Annotated in this window: 15 protein-coding genes; 8 read left to right on the forward strand and 7 right to left on the reverse strand. The window is 37.0% G+C overall.

Going from position 1 to position 15,555, the window contains the following annotated elements; translation table 11 throughout:
• The first annotated feature begins 358 nt into the window (after positions 1–358).
• The 5 genes from H344_RS0112525 (at position 359) to H344_RS0112545 (ending at position 5,317) form a co-directional block, all read left to right on the forward strand.
• Positions 359–1,819, forward strand: coding sequence for a lipopolysaccharide biosynthesis protein (locus tag H344_RS0112525; protein WP_026810637.1), 1,461 nt, complete (start codon positions 359–361; stop codon positions 1,817–1,819).
• A complete protein-coding gene (dut, locus tag H344_RS0112530; protein ID WP_026810638.1) occupies positions 1,816–2,250 on the forward strand; it encodes a dUTP diphosphatase in 435 nt (144 codons plus the stop codon). The genes H344_RS0112525 and dut overlap by 4 nt, the downstream gene beginning before the upstream one ends.
• A 95-nt stretch (positions 2,251–2,345) precedes the next feature.
• On the forward strand, positions 2,346–3,281 hold the full coding sequence (locus tag H344_RS0112535) for a tetratricopeptide repeat protein (protein ID WP_026810639.1): 936 nt from the start codon (positions 2,346–2,348) through the stop codon (positions 3,279–3,281).
• Between the two features lie 4 nt (positions 3,282–3,285).
• On the forward strand, positions 3,286–4,083 hold the full coding sequence (locus tag H344_RS0112540; protein ID WP_084148803.1) for a DUF4292 domain-containing protein: 798 nt from the start codon (positions 3,286–3,288) through the stop codon (positions 4,081–4,083).
• Positions 4,073–5,317 (forward strand): murein hydrolase activator EnvC family protein, encoded by a 1,245-nt coding sequence (locus H344_RS0112545; RefSeq protein WP_026810641.1) that lies wholly within the window; start codon positions 4,073–4,075, stop codon positions 5,315–5,317. Before H344_RS0112540 ends, H344_RS0112545 begins: the two co-directional genes overlap by 11 nt.
• Positions 5,318–5,469: 152 nt before the next feature.
• Here the strand turns inward: H344_RS0112545 and H344_RS0112550 are convergent, their stop codons facing one another.
• Positions 5,470–5,982: an acyl-CoA thioesterase gene (locus tag H344_RS0112550; protein ID WP_026810642.1), complete on the reverse strand. Its 513-nt coding sequence runs from the start codon at positions 5,980–5,982 to the stop codon at positions 5,470–5,472.
• 61 nt (positions 5,983–6,043) lie between these two features.
• Positions 6,044–6,991: an HU domain-containing protein gene (locus H344_RS0112555; RefSeq protein WP_026810643.1), complete on the reverse strand. Its 948-nt coding sequence runs from the start codon at positions 6,989–6,991 to the stop codon at positions 6,044–6,046.
• A 104-nt stretch (positions 6,992–7,095) separates the two neighbouring features.
• Between H344_RS0112555 and dprA the strand changes: the two genes are divergently transcribed.
• A complete protein-coding gene (gene dprA / locus H344_RS0112560) occupies positions 7,096–8,199 on the forward strand; it encodes a DNA-processing protein DprA (RefSeq protein WP_026810644.1) in 1,104 nt (367 codons plus the stop codon).
• A gap of 249 nt (positions 8,200–8,448) precedes the next feature.
• Here dprA and trpS read toward each other — a convergent pair whose 3' ends face one another.
• Positions 8,449–9,417, reverse strand: coding sequence for a tryptophan--tRNA ligase (trpS, locus tag H344_RS0112565; RefSeq protein WP_026810645.1), 969 nt, complete (start codon positions 9,415–9,417; stop codon positions 8,449–8,451).
• Positions 9,418–9,490: 73 nt separating this feature from the next.
• Between trpS and H344_RS0112570 the strand changes: the two genes are divergently transcribed.
• A complete protein-coding gene (locus H344_RS0112570) occupies positions 9,491–10,240 on the forward strand; it encodes a lysophospholipid acyltransferase family protein (protein ID WP_026810646.1) in 750 nt (249 codons plus the stop codon).
• Between the two features lie 42 nt (positions 10,241–10,282).
• On the opposite strand, the gene H344_RS0112575 is transcribed toward H344_RS0112570, so the two are convergent.
• The 4 genes from H344_RS0112575 to recA form a co-directional block, all read right to left on the reverse strand.
• Positions 10,283–11,737, reverse strand: coding sequence for an outer membrane beta-barrel protein (locus tag H344_RS0112575; protein WP_026810647.1), 1,455 nt, complete (start codon positions 11,735–11,737; stop codon positions 10,283–10,285).
• Positions 11,738–11,775: 38 nt separating this feature from the next.
• On the reverse strand, positions 11,776–12,318 hold the full coding sequence (locus H344_RS0112580; protein WP_034256590.1) for an RNA polymerase sigma factor: 543 nt from the start codon (positions 12,316–12,318) through the stop codon (positions 11,776–11,778).
• A 21-nt stretch (positions 12,319–12,339) separates the two neighbouring features.
• Complete coding sequence (locus H344_RS0112585; protein WP_026810649.1) at positions 12,340–12,783, reverse strand: hypothetical protein; 444 nt, start codon at positions 12,781–12,783, stop codon at positions 12,340–12,342.
• A gap of 194 nt (positions 12,784–12,977) precedes the next feature.
• Positions 12,978–13,985 (reverse strand): recombinase RecA, encoded by a 1,008-nt coding sequence (recA, locus tag H344_RS0112590; RefSeq protein WP_026810650.1) that lies wholly within the window; start codon positions 13,983–13,985, stop codon positions 12,978–12,980.
• A gap of 479 nt (positions 13,986–14,464) precedes the next feature.
• On the opposite strand from recA, the gene trhO reads away from it, so the two are divergent.
• Entirely contained in the window at positions 14,465–15,496 is a 1,032-nt protein-coding gene (gene trhO / locus H344_RS0112595) for an oxygen-dependent tRNA uridine(34) hydroxylase TrhO (protein WP_026810651.1), read from the forward strand.
• The last annotated feature ends 59 nt before the right edge of the window (positions 15,497–15,555 follow it).

Genomic DNA, 15,555 nt, shown 5'->3' on the forward strand with positions numbered 1-15,555 from the left:
AACCGAAAAAGCGTTAAACAATTAGACGAAGCGTAAGCGAAGTCAAATTTATAACCGAAAAAGCGTTAAACAATTAGACGAAGCGTAAGCGAAGTTAAATTTAAAACCGAAAAAGCGTTAATCAATTAGGTTGAGCGACAAACAATTAAATACATTTTTAATAAATATAGAGCCCTACAACAATGTGGGGCTTTTTTTATGTCTATTACCCACTTAAGACCAACCACAACCACTATTTATCCAAACAGTTTAACCTATATAATAATAGCGATAAATGTTAATCCCTTCCCAAACGTATTTAACTAACTTTGCACTCAATAATTAAATCTCTATTTTTAAAGCTAATTCATAGATTTCTTTGAGTCAAATAAAAAAACTTTTCAAACAGACCTTTATCTATGGCTTGGCAACGGTGTTGCCAAGAATGCTTTCTTTTCTTTTACTCCCGCTTTATACTGGAGTGTTAGAAACTGCAGGCTATGGAGAAATAAGTATTATTTTCTCCTGGTTTGCTATTTTCAACGTTCTACTAGCATACGGCATGGAGACCGCCTTTTTTAGATTCTACAACAAGGTAGAAGACAGGAAGAAAGTGGTCACCACCTCTTTAATCTCTATTGGAGCCTCTACATTGGTATTCGTTATTATAGCACTCCTCTTCAAGGATTCCATAGCCCATCTCACCAATATAGAATCTAAATACATCCACTATGCTATCTATATTTTAGCTTTGGATGCTTTAGTCATTATCCCCTTTGCTTGGTTAAGGGCTAATGAACAACCAATGCGTTATGCCATAATTAAAATATTAAATGTTTCCGTAAACTTTGGACTCAACATATTTTTTCTAATTCTCCTACCAAAAATGGTAGCAGACAACCCCGATACCTTATTTTCTGGATTGCACAAACCCCACTTTGAGCTCTCCTATATTTTTATCTCCAATCTTATTGCCAGTGGCCTTACCCTATTATTAATGCTTAAGCTATATTTAAGAGGCCCTTTTGTTTTTGACAAGCAGTTATGGCGTAAAATGATAAAATATGCACTACCAGTGCTGATAGCAGGGATAGCATTTACCATTAATGAGGTGTTTGATAAAATATTACTATCCTACCTTTTACCTGAAAACATTGCGGAAAGCGAAATTGGAAAGTATTCCGCCTGCTACAAATTAGCCATGTTTATGACCTTATTTGCCACGGCTTTTAGAATAGGTATAGAACCTTTCTTTTTTAGTCACTCCACCTCCGAAAACCCACAGAAAGCCTACGCACAGATTACCAACTATTTTGTGATTTTAGGGAGTATTATTTTATTAGGAATAGTCGTTTTTGCCGATATATTAAAAGTCCTATTCGTGCGAAACAGTTCTTATTGGGAGGCTATGTCTGTTGTCCCTTTAATTGTACTAGCGGCTTTTTGCCTAGGAATCTATCACAACCTTTCTGTATGGTACAAAGTAACAGATAGAACTAGGTTTGGTGCATACATTTCAATTGCAGGCGCTATTCTTACCATAATTATTAATCTTACTTTTATACCTGTTTATGGATATAAAGCATCAGCTGTAGCCACCTTAGTAGCTTATGCCACCATGATGTTGTTATCTTATTATTTTGGAAAGAAATATTATCCGGTACCCTATAACCTAAGAAAGATCATTTTCTATTTAGGACTATCTATTATCTTCTCTATATTATCGTTCTATGTGTTTGATAGAAATTTATTTATAGGAATTTTATTCTTAAGCATCTTTCTAGGAATAGTTTACAAACTTGAAAACGATTCACTAAAACAAATATTTTTAAAGAAATGACAATAAACATAATTAATAGATCCGAACACCCACTACCCCATTATGAAACTATAGCTTCTGCTGGAATGGACTTACGAGCAAACCTCACGGAAGCGGTTACATTAAAACCCATGGAACGCACTATCATTAAAACCGGTCTCTTTATAGAACTCCCTATAGGGGTTGAGGCACAAGTAAGACCTAGAAGTGGATTGGCTGCAAAAAAGGGGGTTACTGTACTTAATGCACCCGGAACTATTGATGCAGACTACAGAGGGGAAATTGGCGTGATTCTTGTAAATCTTTCTAACGAAACCTTTATCGTTGAAAATGGCGAGCGAATAGCACAATTAGTTATTGCTAAGCATGAAAGGGCAGAATGGAACCAAGTAGAGGTGCTTTCTGAAACCTCGCGTGGCGAAGGTGGATTTGGAAGTACAGGCATAAAATAAGCACAGGCTTACGCTTTTTAGCGAAAAGAATCCATTAAATTTGATTTAGAGGAATTATCGCTATCTCATTCTATTTTTAAAAAGCAATAGGTAAAATGAACAAGATCGGTTACCTTTTTTATCTTGCCATAGGGTGCATATTAACACCTATAAGCACCTATGCTCAAAAAGTGATTTTTGAGGAAGAAGAAAGCGCCGAACTTTCTCTGGAAGCATACTCAGATGAATTTCAAGAATTGTTTTTTGAGGCATTAAAACAAAAAGGCATAGAAAACTACGACAGAGCTATCAACCTATTCTTAGAAGGTAAAACTTTAGGAACAAATAACGCCGTAATAGACTATGAACTTGCCAAAGCCTATTTAGCATCTAAAAATTATGTTCAGGCTCAGGAGTACGCCATTGCGGCATTAAACTCCAAACCAGAAGATTATTGGGTACTACAAACCGCCTACACCATAATGGCTAAGCAAGGTCTTATGTTAGACGATATAAAAAATAAGATACCCTTTACCAATGCCAAAATGCAAAAGAACATAGTCTTGATCTATTATGAGCATCAAAACTATGAAGCCGCAAAAGAACTATTGTTGGAGATGAAATCATCGTCATTCACAAAGGAATATTCCTTAAAAATAGATGATCACCTTCGTATTAAAAAGGAGAAACCAGCAGAACTATTTGAAGAAGTAGAAAAGCAAGTGACCAAACAGAGCCCTATTGATAACTACCTAAATACGCTTTCAGCCCTATTAGACAAAAGCGATTATAAGGAACTTCAACTTAAGAGCATGGAAGCAATGGAAAACTTCCCTGCGCAACCTTATTTTTATTATACCTATGGTTTGGCATTAAATATGCAGGGCAAACACAAGGAGGCCGTATCTATTTTAGAATCGGGAATTGATGTTATCATAGACGATAACGAAATATTAAATAAAATATATAAGGAATTAGCGGATGCCTATACCGCATTGGGAAATTCTTCCAAGGCAAATCTGTATCTTAGCAAAATAAAATCTGGCTCATAACAACATGGGAAATTTAACAATAAATATTAGAAATTGGACGGTTATCATAGTGATGGTATCCCTGTTCATTTCTTGTAAATCTACTAGCGTTGTAAAAGACGGGACTGTAGATGAAAACATAAGTGCTAAATCGGTTATTAGAAACCACTATTACAGCAAACTTAGTTTTAAGACCCTTAGCGGTAGGATGAAAATAGATTATTCAGACGGAAGCTCCTCTCAGGGTGTTAGTGTAAGCTTTAGAATGGAAAAGGATAAGGCTATATGGCTAAGCGCCCCCTTAGGCATCGTAAAAGCCTATATTACCCCAGAAAGAGTATCCTTTTACAACAAACTGGACAATGAGTATTTTGACGGTGATTTCTCCTATTTAAGTCAGCTTTTAGGAACCGATCTCGATTTTGACAAGGTGCAAAATTTACTCCTAGGTCAGGCTATTTTAGACCTTAGGGATGATAAATACACTGTGGATATCACAAACAATAACTATCAGCTTAAACCTAGAAAGTCAGGGGAGCTGTTTAAGACTCTCTTTCAAATAGAACCCTTAAACTATCGCATGGCTGCCCAACTATTGTCGCAACCTTTGAAAAATAGAATATTGGAGATCCAATACAAAAATTACCAAAAAGTTAGCAATTGGATCCTTCCCAATAAGATTGAGGTCCTAGCCAAATCTGGGAATAATTCCAACAGCATCCAATTAGAATATAGGAATATGGAGTTTAATAAGCCTTTAAACTTCCCCTATAGCATACCAAATGGTTTTAAAGAAATTGCCTTAAAGGAATATGGGAATTAAACGATTATCTGTAGTATATATCCTGATTTTTATAAGCCTTCTTGGGGGTAAAGACCTATTTGCACAAACCAGTGAGCAAAAAGCTTTAGAAACCAAGAGAGAGGAATTAGAGAAGGAAATTAAGGAGATTAACCGTTTGCTTTTTGCCGAAAAGAAGGAAAAAGGGAATGTGTTAGACCAAATGGAGGCCATGAATCACAAGATTAATGTACGTCAACAATTAATCCGTGTCACCAATCAGCAATCCAACCTTTTAAACAGGCAAATCAACACTAATATTAGAAATATTGGCAAGCTACGTGATGACCTAGCTCACCTTAAGGAAGAGTATGGCAATATGATCCTTAAATCTTATCAGAATAAATCACAACAAAGTCGACTAATGTTTCTATTGTCCTCAGAAGACTTTTATCAGGCGTTTAAGCGACTTCAATACATGAAGCAATACACCCAATACAGAAAGGAACAAGGGGAACAAATACAGCTTAAAACAGAAGAGCTCACTCAGTTAAACAAAGAGCTTTCCGCTCAACGAAAAGAAAAAGATAGATTGGTTGCGGAGAACACTGCAGTTAAAAATCAGTTATATAAAGAAATGCAGTCTCAAAAGGAATTACTGAACACCATTAAGCGCAATGAAAGTAAGTATGCAACCCAAATTAGAAATAAACAGCAAGAAGCAAAACGTATTGACGCTCAGATAGAGCGATTAATCCGAAGTGCCATTGCCGCATCTAACAAAAGCACCAGCAAATCCTCAGATAAAAAAGCAACTAGCAGTAGTACTTTTGTACTAACTCCAGAAGCCACTATAGTAGCCAATAATTTTTCTGCTAATAAGGGAAAATTAATATGGCCAGTAGAAAAAGGCATAAAAAGGCAAGGCTTCGGAATCTATAAAGATGCCGTTTACCCCGGTATTAAACATCAAAGTAATGGGGTTATTATTGCTACGGACCCAGGCTCACAAGCCCGTTCTATTTTTGAAGGGGAAGTAATTGCAATTCTATCCGTACCTGGCGGTAATAAAGGAGTACAGATAAAGCACGGGAATTATATTAGCACCTATTATAACCTTTCTACGGTAAATGTAAAAAAGGGAGACAAAGTAAGTATAAAGTCAAGTCTAGGGGAAATCTATACTAGCAAAAGCAATGGTACTACCCAATTAAAATTCTACCTGTACCGTGATTCCCAAAAGTTAAATCCTGAAGAGTGGATTTATCGATTGTAAGACTATAGAAATTAATCAGAATAAGGCTTATAGAAAAAGATGTTTTTTAGTGAATTAAAAAGAATCGATGCACTGTTGACAAATAAAAACTCCACTTTCTATAGAGGAGCATAACCTTCTTTTTAATGATTGCAAAAAAATAGCATATAATCTTATTCCATAAAGAGGGCACGTAATTCCGTTGCCTCATTAGGTTTCATTTTTCCCGCTAACACTAAACTCAATTGTTTTCTGCGCAATGCAGCTGCATAACGTTCCTTTTCTAAGGGTGTTTCAGGGGATAATTCTGGCACTTGAATGGGTTTACCACTATCATCTACCGCAACAAAGGTATATATTGCCTCATTTACCTTGGATCTCTCTCCACTAAACCGATCTTCCATCCAAACGTCTATGTAAATCTCCATAGAGGTCTTAAACGCTCTAGAAACAGCCGCTTCAACTGTTACTACACTACCAACAGGTACCGCTTGGTTAAACGCCACGTGGTTTACAGAGGCAGTAACAGTAATTCGCCTACTATGCCTTCTAGCTGCAATACTTGCAGCCCGATCCATACGAGCCAATAGCTCTCCTCCAAAAAGATTATTTAAGGGGTTTGTTTCACTAGGCAAGACCATATCGGTCATTAAGGTACGCGACTCACTAGGTGTCTTGGACTCCATAAAGAATGATTTTTTATCCAAAGGTACATTGCAATTAAGAGGGTAAAAAATAGAAGTGTAATTATTTAACTGAACGCATCCAAGCTTCGGAAGATTCAGACTTCTTTATTTTCCTCAATTCTTGTAAAGCTTCTTCTGCATTATCATAGCTACCATAAGCTACCATGTGCAGGCCATAATCATTTTCTCCAATATAAAATGCATCGTAACCTTTTTCCTTTAACTGCCCCACCTTCTTATCTGCATTATCCTTAACTCTAAATGCACCTGCAATAATCTGATGCGATTCACTCTTTTTAGGAGAGCTTATATTAAGTGATATTACAGGTAATTCTAAAGGCGCCGTATTAAAGAAAGTAGCTTCTTGTATATTCCTAGAAACCTGTTGTTGGGCTTCTTGCCTTACCAACTGTTGGGTATTAATATTGTCATTGTATAAACGGTAACCAGTAAAGCTAGTTGCTACCGCCAATAATATAACTGCTGCATATTTAAAATAAGGCCTACTACTTCTTTCCTTGCGAGCCTCTGGAGTAATAGTAAATGGAATCTTATCTTCTAGCTCTAACACCTCTTCTTTTAACACTTCTCTAGTTACTGGAGAAGCAACAAAAGAGGAAAGTCCAAAGGAAGACGTTAGGTAATTCACTTCATTTGAAGGTTGAAACTGAGTTTTCCCCTCCTGATTACGCCAAAGCTCACCAAGATTGGGAAATGAGAGTCTTTCTCCTGCTTCCAAACGCAACTTCCACTGCTGAGCAACCCATGCAATTTTTTTCTGCATATCCTCATAAGACATCTTTTCAGCGTCAGCCATATATGATACTAAAAGTCCATCATTAGAAGTAAGCTGCTCATTAAAGGAAATCGTTTTCCTCGGCGGCGTAAAGGTGTTGGTAGTTCCGTTAATAACCGCAGACTCCATCTGGGTTAAAAATGCGCCAAATTCTGGCACCATAACACAATTATATCTATAAAGTAGCTCCGCTATATAATGTTCCGTTCTCATAATGACAAAGATTGCAAATATTCTACAAGTTAAAAACCCTCACACCATCTTTTTATTAACATAAAATTTTATGTATTTTGTGAACAACTAAGCGCCACCTATAAATGTCTAAAGATGAAATAATTGCCTTATTACGATTACAAAGCGTTCCAAATATTGGTGATATCACCGCCAAGAAATTAATTGCCCATTGCGGTAGCCCTGAAGCTGTTTTTTCTAGAAAATTTAATTCCCTACTTAAAATAGATGGCATTGGCAGGCACACCATAAACGGATTATTAGACACAGAACACTTAGAAGCAGCACAAGAGGAATACCAATTTATCCAAGAAAACGACATTCAGCTATACTCTTTTACAGACCCTAATTACCCTGCCGCATTAAAACATTGTATAGACGGCCCAATTTTGCTTTTTGGTAGTGGCAAAATCGATTTAAACAACAGAAAGTTAATTAGTGTAGTGGGTACTAGAAACATTACCAGTTATGGCACTGCTTTCTGCGAAGAGTTTATAGAAGCGGTGGCGCCGCTAAACCCTATTATTGTAAGTGGTTTTGCCTACGGCGTAGATATCTGCGTACAAAAAGCAGCGGTAAAGAACGGCCTACAAACCATAGGTTGTTTAGCTCATGGATTAAACCAGATTTACCCTAAGCTTCATGAACGATTTGTAGTAGATGTAGAAAAAAATGGCGGATTCTTAACCGAATTTTGGAGCACATCACAACCCGAAAAAAAGAATTTTTTAAAGCGAAACAGAATAATTGCTGGAATGAGCGAAGCAACAATCGTAGTAGAATCAGCCGAAAAAGGAGGTAGTTTAGTTACTGCCGATATCGCAAACAGCTACAACAGGGATGTATTTGCGGTTCCAGGAAGAGTACAAGACCGATATAGCACGGGCTGCAACAATCTCATTAAACAACAAAAGGCACAAATGATAACGTCAGCTGCCGACCTCATCTATATGCTAGGATGGGAATTAGAAGACAAACAACCTGCCCCAATACAAAAACAATTATTTGTAGAATTAGATGACACAGAACAAGACATCTATAATTACCTCCAGGTAGGGGGAAAGAAAATGCTAGACAACATTGCCCTAGATTGCAATTTACCTATTTTTAGGGTATCCTCTACCTTACTAAATATGGAAATGAAGGGTGTGGTAAGACCTTTACCAGGCAAACTATTTGAAGCGATATAAGAACACCTTCCTCAACATATTCGACTTAAAACACCACGCTCTAGCTTACATTTTAACCTATAAAACCTCAGAAATTCTAATTAGATTACCAACCAATTGATATGTTACACACTTTTATAAGCAAAAACAGGGTTAATTTTTAACCGAATATCGAAAAATATCACCAAACATCGACCACTACATACTAACCTTAAAGAATAACTAACACTGCAAAAGACCAAGTGGTCTTTTACAGTGTTAACAACATTTTTAATACCCTACTTTAGTTCTAACGCGTTCTAAAACCTCATCGGCAACCACTCTCGCCTTTTCAGCTCCTATTTCTAGAGCCGAATCTAGTTCATCTAAGTGATTCATATAGTAATCGAACTTTTCACGAGCTTCTCCAAATCGGTCCAATATAACTTCGTAAAGCGCCTGTTTAGCATGTCCGTACCCGTAATTCCCTCTAAGGTAATTTTCTCGCATTTCTGCCACTTGATCCTCAGACGCTAATATTTTATAAAGAGCAAACACATTGTCGGTATCCGGATCTTTGGGATCTTCCATAGGCGTACTGTCTGTTTGGATTCCCATGATCTGCTTTCTCAATTTTTTATCCGATTGAAAAAGACTTATTAAATTCCCTTTACTTTTACTCATCTTGGCTCCGTCTGTTCCAGGAATATACATAGTCTCTTCCTGCACCTTTCCTGTTGGCAAAACAAAGGTCTCTCCAAGTTGAGCGTGGAATCTTGAAGCTACATCACGTGTCATTTCCAAATGCTGCATTTGGTCTTTCCCTACCGGCACTATTTCGGCATCATACAGTAAAATATCTGCTGCCATTAACATAGGGTAATAGAATAAACCGGCATTAACATCATCTAACCTATCAGCCTTATCTTTAAAAGAATGCGCCAAAGTAAGACGTTGATATGGGAAGAAACAACTTAGGTACCAAGCCAATTCCGTTGTTTGCGGAATAGCACTCTGGCGATAAAACACCGTTTTATCTATATCTAACCCAAAAGCAAGCCAAGTAGCAGCCACTGCATAAGTGTTGTTACGCAATTCTTCACCATTTTTAATCTGGGTAAGCGAGTGCATATCAGCAATAAAAAGAAAAGATTCGTTCTTAGGGTCGTTTGCCATATTTATGGCTGGGATAATTGCCCCAAGTATATTTCCCAAATGTGGGATTCCCGTACTTTGAATTCCTGTTAATATTCTTGCCATGACATTATTTTCAAAAGACTACAAAGGTAAAAGAAATACTAAAAAGGAACTTATAATTATTATTTTTGATTTTATGATTTCAATACTCAAGAAAATAGGCCATACACTATACCGTATATGGTTTTATATTTTAGTAGCATTACCTATTTTGCTAATGCTACCCTTACTGATCCTCTTTACCATGTCCGAAAAAACTTACGCACAGTTTTTTTGGTTGGCTAGGAACATTTGGGCGAATTGTATCCTCTACGGCATGGGGTGCTTTCCCAAAATTAAGAGGGAGCAACAGTTAGTAAAAGGGGAAAGTTATATGTTAGTAGCCAACCACACTAGCATGCTAGATATTATGCTGATGTTAAAAGTAAGCAAAAACCCCTTTGTTTTTATTGGGAAAAAAGAGCTCGTTAAGATTCCACTTTTTGGCTTCTTCTACAAAAGGGTGTGCATCATGGTAGACCGCGAAAGCTCTAAGAGTAGAACAGCAGTCTACAGAAGAGCACAAAGGAGATTGAACCAAGGTTTAAGTATTTGTATTTTTCCAGAAGGCGGCGTACCAGAAGAAGAAATTGTATTAGACCATTTTAAGGACGGTGCTTTTAAAATGGCTATCGCCCATGGAATACCCATTGTCCCAATTACTTTTTGCGACAACAAAAAACGATTCTCTTTTACTTTTTTTAGCGGAAGTCCCGGAAGAATACGCGCAAGAGTTCATCGGTTTTTTAATACAGATCCATTAAGCGCAGAAGAGAAGAACGAATTAAAAGAAAAGGTAAGATCCGTAATCTTGAAAGAATTAGAAGCCAATTGCCGGGAACAATAAAATTTCACTTCCAGACCCACCCACAACTAAGACAAGCGGTTATTAGAACTTAAAACTAAAACCACTATACACCCCAACAGAGTAAGGGTTAAAACTCCCAGAAGTATCATTAAAGGTATTCAGCTGATATTTAAACACTGGCTCTACATTTAGCCTTAGATTATCATTAAACTGATAATTAAGACCAAGTCCAATATTTGTACTAAAATTCACCGAATTAATATTATTAGCTTCTCCCAATTCTGTAGTCTGCCCGCTAGATTGCAAAACCACCACGTTATCCGTCAGAAAAAGCGAACTTAATCCACCTATAAGGTTTACTCCAAATTTACTATCCAATACAGCATAATTTACTTCTAGGGGGACTTCTAAATACCCAATCTGCTGCCCCATTGTTCCCATACGAGTAGGGCTCTTCCCGGTAAAATCTAGAGCAACCTGCACATCAGAAGGGGGAAGTCCTAATGGCCTGCTAGTCTCTCTAAGAACAATAGACTGAGCGGTATTATTATAATTAATATTCTTTAACTGGGCCTGGGCAGGGGCTTGGAAAGATGAAGAGAAAGACACATCATTAGTATTATATCCAAAATCTACCTTATGAACTCCGGTTCGTATACTAACTTTCTTAGAAACCTCATAAGCCACATTAACCCCATAGCTTAGCGTAACATTCCCAGTTTTGGTATTGGAGGCCAAAATAGAATTTATAGGAGACCCTCCACCTATACCATTAAAATAAACAGGAGCCACACTTGGCCCAGCAGACCATTTCCCTCCTTTTGAAGTCGCAACTGCAATATCCTCTTCTCGTTTTTCTATCTCGTCGAAAATTGACTTTTTCTTAGGGTCTGTTTCCTCTAATGACGCCTCTGTATTTTCGACTAATTTATTTTCTCCTTTTTTGCTAAAAGTATCCCCATTTACCAACTGATGATCATCTGGGCTCTTATTTTCTTCTAATGCAGGACCACCCTCTAAAACAGGATTTATTATATCTTTTATTTCACTTCCACCATCAGCAACGCCTATAGCTTTAACCTTTTTGCTAACCTGATACTTTAAATCAGCCTCTTCTTTATCCGAAACCGATGCAGTTGTAACAGCATTATCTTTTTGCTTGGCCCCCACATTTGCTACAGCATCAGTTTCAGGTTCTACTTTTTCATCCTGCACGGTAGTTAAAGAGGGAGCCTCCTTAATGGATTCCTCTATAATAGAATGCTTTTCATTATTAACATCCTTTTCTACTCTATTTTCTACATCCGTAATAATTGGTTCTACACTAGTTGTATCTGAAAATGGATTAACTACCAAGAATAAAAAGGTCAAGACTGCCGCTACCCCACCAAGCTTCCACCAGAGCGGTATAACCCTTCTAGACTTACCTTTCTTGTCCAAGGAAGCTTCTATGGAGCTCCAGACTTTACTGTCTGGAGTCTCCTGAAAGTCGGCCAACTTTTCTTGAAATAATTTATCTAATTTATTTTCACTCATTTTTGTACACTTGGATAGCTAAAATTACTTGTTGTAGATTACCCCTCTACCCCAACCTTAGCTTTGTTCGCTTCTAGTTTTTCTTTCAGTATTTTCCTGGCCCTAGCCAAATTAGATTTTGAGGTTCCTTCAGAGGTTCCTAGCATTTCACTGATCTCTTTATGACTATACCCGTCTAATACATACAAATTAAAAGTTAGTCGATATTTATCAGGCAGTTCTTGGATATATCTCAATAACACTTGAAGGCTCACATCATCATAGACTGTTTCTTCTTCAACCTCCTCCTCAATATTCTCGGATACCAAGGACAAATTTTGTTGCTTCCTATATTTCTGCAATACTGTATTTATGGTAATCCGCTTCATCCACCCTTCAAAAGACCCATGATGCTTAAACTGATCAATCTTACTAAAAATTGTCATAAAGCTATCATGCAGGCTATCTTCGGCCTCCGTTTTATTGCGTGAGTATTTGAGACAAATACCGAACAGTATACGGGAATAATCCTTGTATATCTGTTCTTGCGCTTGTCTACTCCCCTTTTTACAATTATTGATGAGCTCAATTAAATTACTCAAAATACAATGTGGGTTAAGCTACTATTCCTTATTCTGGTCCGAGCTCTCCGAACCTACGGGGACTGTGAATTCTAAGTACTCTGAATCTCCATTCTCATCCTCCCCTGTCCAAAATTTAAACAAATAAGGTTGATTGTACAACACTTCAAATTTAAAAGATGTGGTTACCTCCTCCAACTTTTCTATACACTGAACATTATCATCTTCTATTACCGTACCTACAGCTACCACTTTACGGGTAGTAAGATCATCCTTAACCACATCAAAACCTTCAAAATAAGTACAGTTATCTGGCCTTACATAAGTGACTTTTATCTTATAGATATTACCATATTCGAATGTTTCTGGCATTTCTACTGATTTAACTTCTAAGGCTTTAAAATAGTAGTTAACACCATCATCATCCGAGCAGGATGTCAATACTGAAGATATAACTACAACCAGCAAAAAGAGTGTTCTTTTCATGTCTTATTACATTTACTATAAAAATTAATTAATGAAAACCTACAGTTATATTTTAGGACTAAAAACGAAGCTCTTAGTTTAATTTAACTTTTGGCTTAAAAGCAATTCCTTTTTATTAGTAGATGATATTTAAAACAAAGGTTGCGTGTAGGGTAAAAAAAAATCCCGAATAAATCGGGATTTACTATTTGTATTTATGATTTCACTGTTTTGATGGCTTCTAATATCTTACCTTCAAGCTCTTCCAGTAACTCTGGATTGTCTAGCAGCAGCTTTTTAACGGCATCTCTACCTTGCCCCAATTTGGTATCACCATAACTAAACCAGGATCCACTCTTCTTAACGATTTCAAACTCAACTCCTAAATCGATTATTTCTCCAACTTTAGAAATGCCTTCGCCATACATAATATCAAACTCGGCAGTTTTAAATGGTGGTGCTACTTTATTCTTTACCACTTTAACTCTCGTCTTATTTCCTTGCACCTCACCATCGGTATCTTTAATTTGCGTAGACCTTCTAATATCTAAACGTACCGAAGCATAAAACTTAAGGGCATTTCCACCGGTAGTAGTTTCGGGGTTACCAAACATTACTCCAATTTTCTCCCTTAGCTGGTTAATAAAAATAACGGTACAATTGGTCTTACTAATAGATCCTGTTAACTTTCTTAGAGCCTGTGACATTAAACGTGCATGAAGTCCCATTTTAGAATCTCCCATCTCACCTTCTATCTCACTCTTAGGTGTCAATGCCGCAACGGAGTCGACCACCACAATATCAATAGCACCAGATCTAATTAGGTTATCGGCAATTTCTAAAGCTTGCTCTCCATGGTCTGGTTGAGAAATAATTAAATTGTCTATATCAACTCCCAGTTTCTGCGCATAAAAACGGTCAAACGCATGCTCCGCATCAATAAAGGCTGCAATTCCGCCATTCCTTTGTGCTTCTGCCATAGCATGAAGAGTAAGAGTGGTCTTACCAGAAGATTCCGGCCCGTATATTTCAATAACTCTTCCTCGCGGATATCCGCCCACACCAAGTGCAACATCTAATCCTAAAGAACCGGAAGATATAACTTCAACATCTTGTGCTACGCTATCCCCCATCTTCATTACGGCACCTTTACCGTACGTTTTATCTAATTTATCTAGGGTAAGTTTTAATGCTTTTAATTTTGCTTCTTTTTCAGAACTCATTTTCATATCGTATTAAGGATGCTAAAATACCATTTCTTTTTGCATAAAACCATCTAAAACGAGGATTTTCTATGTCGCGTTTTTTAGCAAAATAGTCAGCACAGACTTTTCTCCACTAAGCGCTACGCATTTCGCAAAAGGTTGTAATATAGACCATTCCCTTAAAAACTTTTATTTTTTTTAAAATCTACGCAACCTTTTTTAAAGTATACCATCTAAACAATAACTAACTCAAATTAGATTACTTATTGTTTTTGGTAGAACAATAAGGGTTGTGGGTCAATACTGAATTTTAAGTCTATGAAAAAGAGTATTGGTATTGACCAAAATTAAGGGGTCTTGAAGTTTCGAGCCCCTTTTTTTTGTACCCTTAATACTGCTTCTACTCCTTAAAAACTCCCTAATAATTTTCAAACCCGCATTGGATATAGTAAATTTGCACCTTTAATAACTACTTTAACTTAAAATATTAGTATAGCATGCAACTGTACAATACCTTAAGTGCAAAGGAAAGAGCGGCTCTTATAGAAGAGGCTGGTCAAGAACGCTTGACAATTTCTTTCTACAAATATGCACACATTGGCAACCCGTCAATTTTTCGAAATCATTTATTTATCCATTGGAACGAATTAGATGTTCTAGGCCGTATTTACGTTGCCCATGAAGGAATTAATGCCCAACTATCTATTCCGGCAGAAAATTTTGCGGCTTTCAAATCCCATCTAGACAGTATTGTATTCCTAGAGAACGTACGTCTAAATATCGCCATTGAACAAGACAACCTATCGTTTTTAAAACTGAAAGTAAAGGTTAGAAAGAAAATATTGGCAGATGGTTTAAACGATGCCACTTTTGACGTTACCAATAAGGGCGTTCATGTAAACGCAGAAACCTTCAATAAACTTATTGAGGACCCAGATACCATTCTGGTAGATATGCGTAACCATTACGAAAGTGAAATTGGACATTTTAAAAATGCTTTAACTCCAGATGTAGATACTTTCAGAGATTCATTAGATATAATTGAGAAAGATTTAGTCGACCATAAGGAAGATAAAAAGCTAGTAATGTATTGCACCGGAGGGATTCGATGTGAAAAAGCAAGCGCCTATTACAAACACAAAGGTTTTAAACAGGTCTATCAGCTAGAAGGAGGCATAATAGAATACACCCGACAAGTAAACGATAACAACTTGGAAAACAAGTTTTTAGGGAAGAATTTTGTTTTCGACCACAGACGTGGGGAACGTATTACAGACCATGTTATCGCTAATTGTCATCAATGTGGAAACCCATGTGATGTACATGTGAATTGTGCCAATGAAGCCTGTCACCTCCTATTTATCCAGTGCGATTCTTGCGCAGAAAAAATGGATCAATGCTGTTCCAATGAGTGTAAAGAGATAAACGCCCTACCTTACGAAGAGCAAAAAAAACTAAGACGAGGAAAGGTTGTCAGCAATAAAATCTTCAAAAAAGGAAGATCAGAGGTACTCGCCTATAAGAAGTAGGTACTATTTGCATCATGACACGCTGTTTCTTTTCATCGCTTAAAAAAAACACTATCTTT

The sequence above is a fragment of the Arenibacter latericius DSM 15913 genome, assembly GCF_000424985.1.
Classification (GTDB): Bacteria; Bacteroidota; Bacteroidia; order Flavobacteriales; family Flavobacteriaceae; genus Arenibacter; species Arenibacter latericius.

Bases quoted from the DNA above. Each gene is read 5' to 3' on its own strand.
- H344_RS0112550 (WP_026810642.1), bottom strand. From the start codon at position 5,982: ATGGAGTCCAAGACACCTAGTGAGTCGCGTACCTTAATGACCGATATG.
- H344_RS0112570 (WP_026810646.1), top strand. From the start codon at position 9,491: ATGATTTCAATACTCAAGAAAATAGGCCATACACTATACCGTATATGG.
- dut (WP_026810638.1), top strand. From the start codon at position 1,816: ATGACAATAAACATAATTAATAGATCCGAACACCCACTACCCCATTAT.
- trpS (WP_026810645.1), bottom strand. From the start codon at position 9,417: ATGGCAAGAATATTAACAGGAATTCAAAGTACGGGAATCCCACATTTG.
- H344_RS0112535 (WP_026810639.1), top strand. From the start codon at position 2,346: ATGAACAAGATCGGTTACCTTTTTTATCTTGCCATAGGGTGCATATTA.
- H344_RS0112540 (WP_084148803.1), top strand. From the start codon at position 3,286: ATGGGAAATTTAACAATAAATATTAGAAATTGGACGGTTATCATAGTG.
- recA (WP_026810650.1), bottom strand. From the start codon at position 13,985: ATGAGTTCTGAAAAAGAAGCAAAATTAAAAGCATTAAAACTTACCCTA.
- dprA (WP_026810644.1), top strand. From the start codon at position 7,096: ATGTCTAAAGATGAAATAATTGCCTTATTACGATTACAAAGCGTTCCA.
- H344_RS0112575 (WP_026810647.1), bottom strand. From the start codon at position 11,737: ATGAGTGAAAATAAATTAGATAAATTATTTCAAGAAAAGTTGGCCGAC.
- H344_RS0112545 (WP_026810641.1), top strand. From the start codon at position 4,073: ATGGGAATTAAACGATTATCTGTAGTATATATCCTGATTTTTATAAGC.
- trhO (WP_026810651.1), top strand. From the start codon at position 14,465: ATGCAACTGTACAATACCTTAAGTGCAAAGGAAAGAGCGGCTCTTATA.
- H344_RS0112555 (WP_026810643.1), bottom strand. From the start codon at position 6,991: ATGAGAACGGAACATTATATAGCGGAGCTACTTTATAGATATAATTGT.
- H344_RS0112585 (WP_026810649.1), bottom strand. From the start codon at position 12,783: ATGAAAAGAACACTCTTTTTGCTGGTTGTAGTTATATCTTCAGTATTG.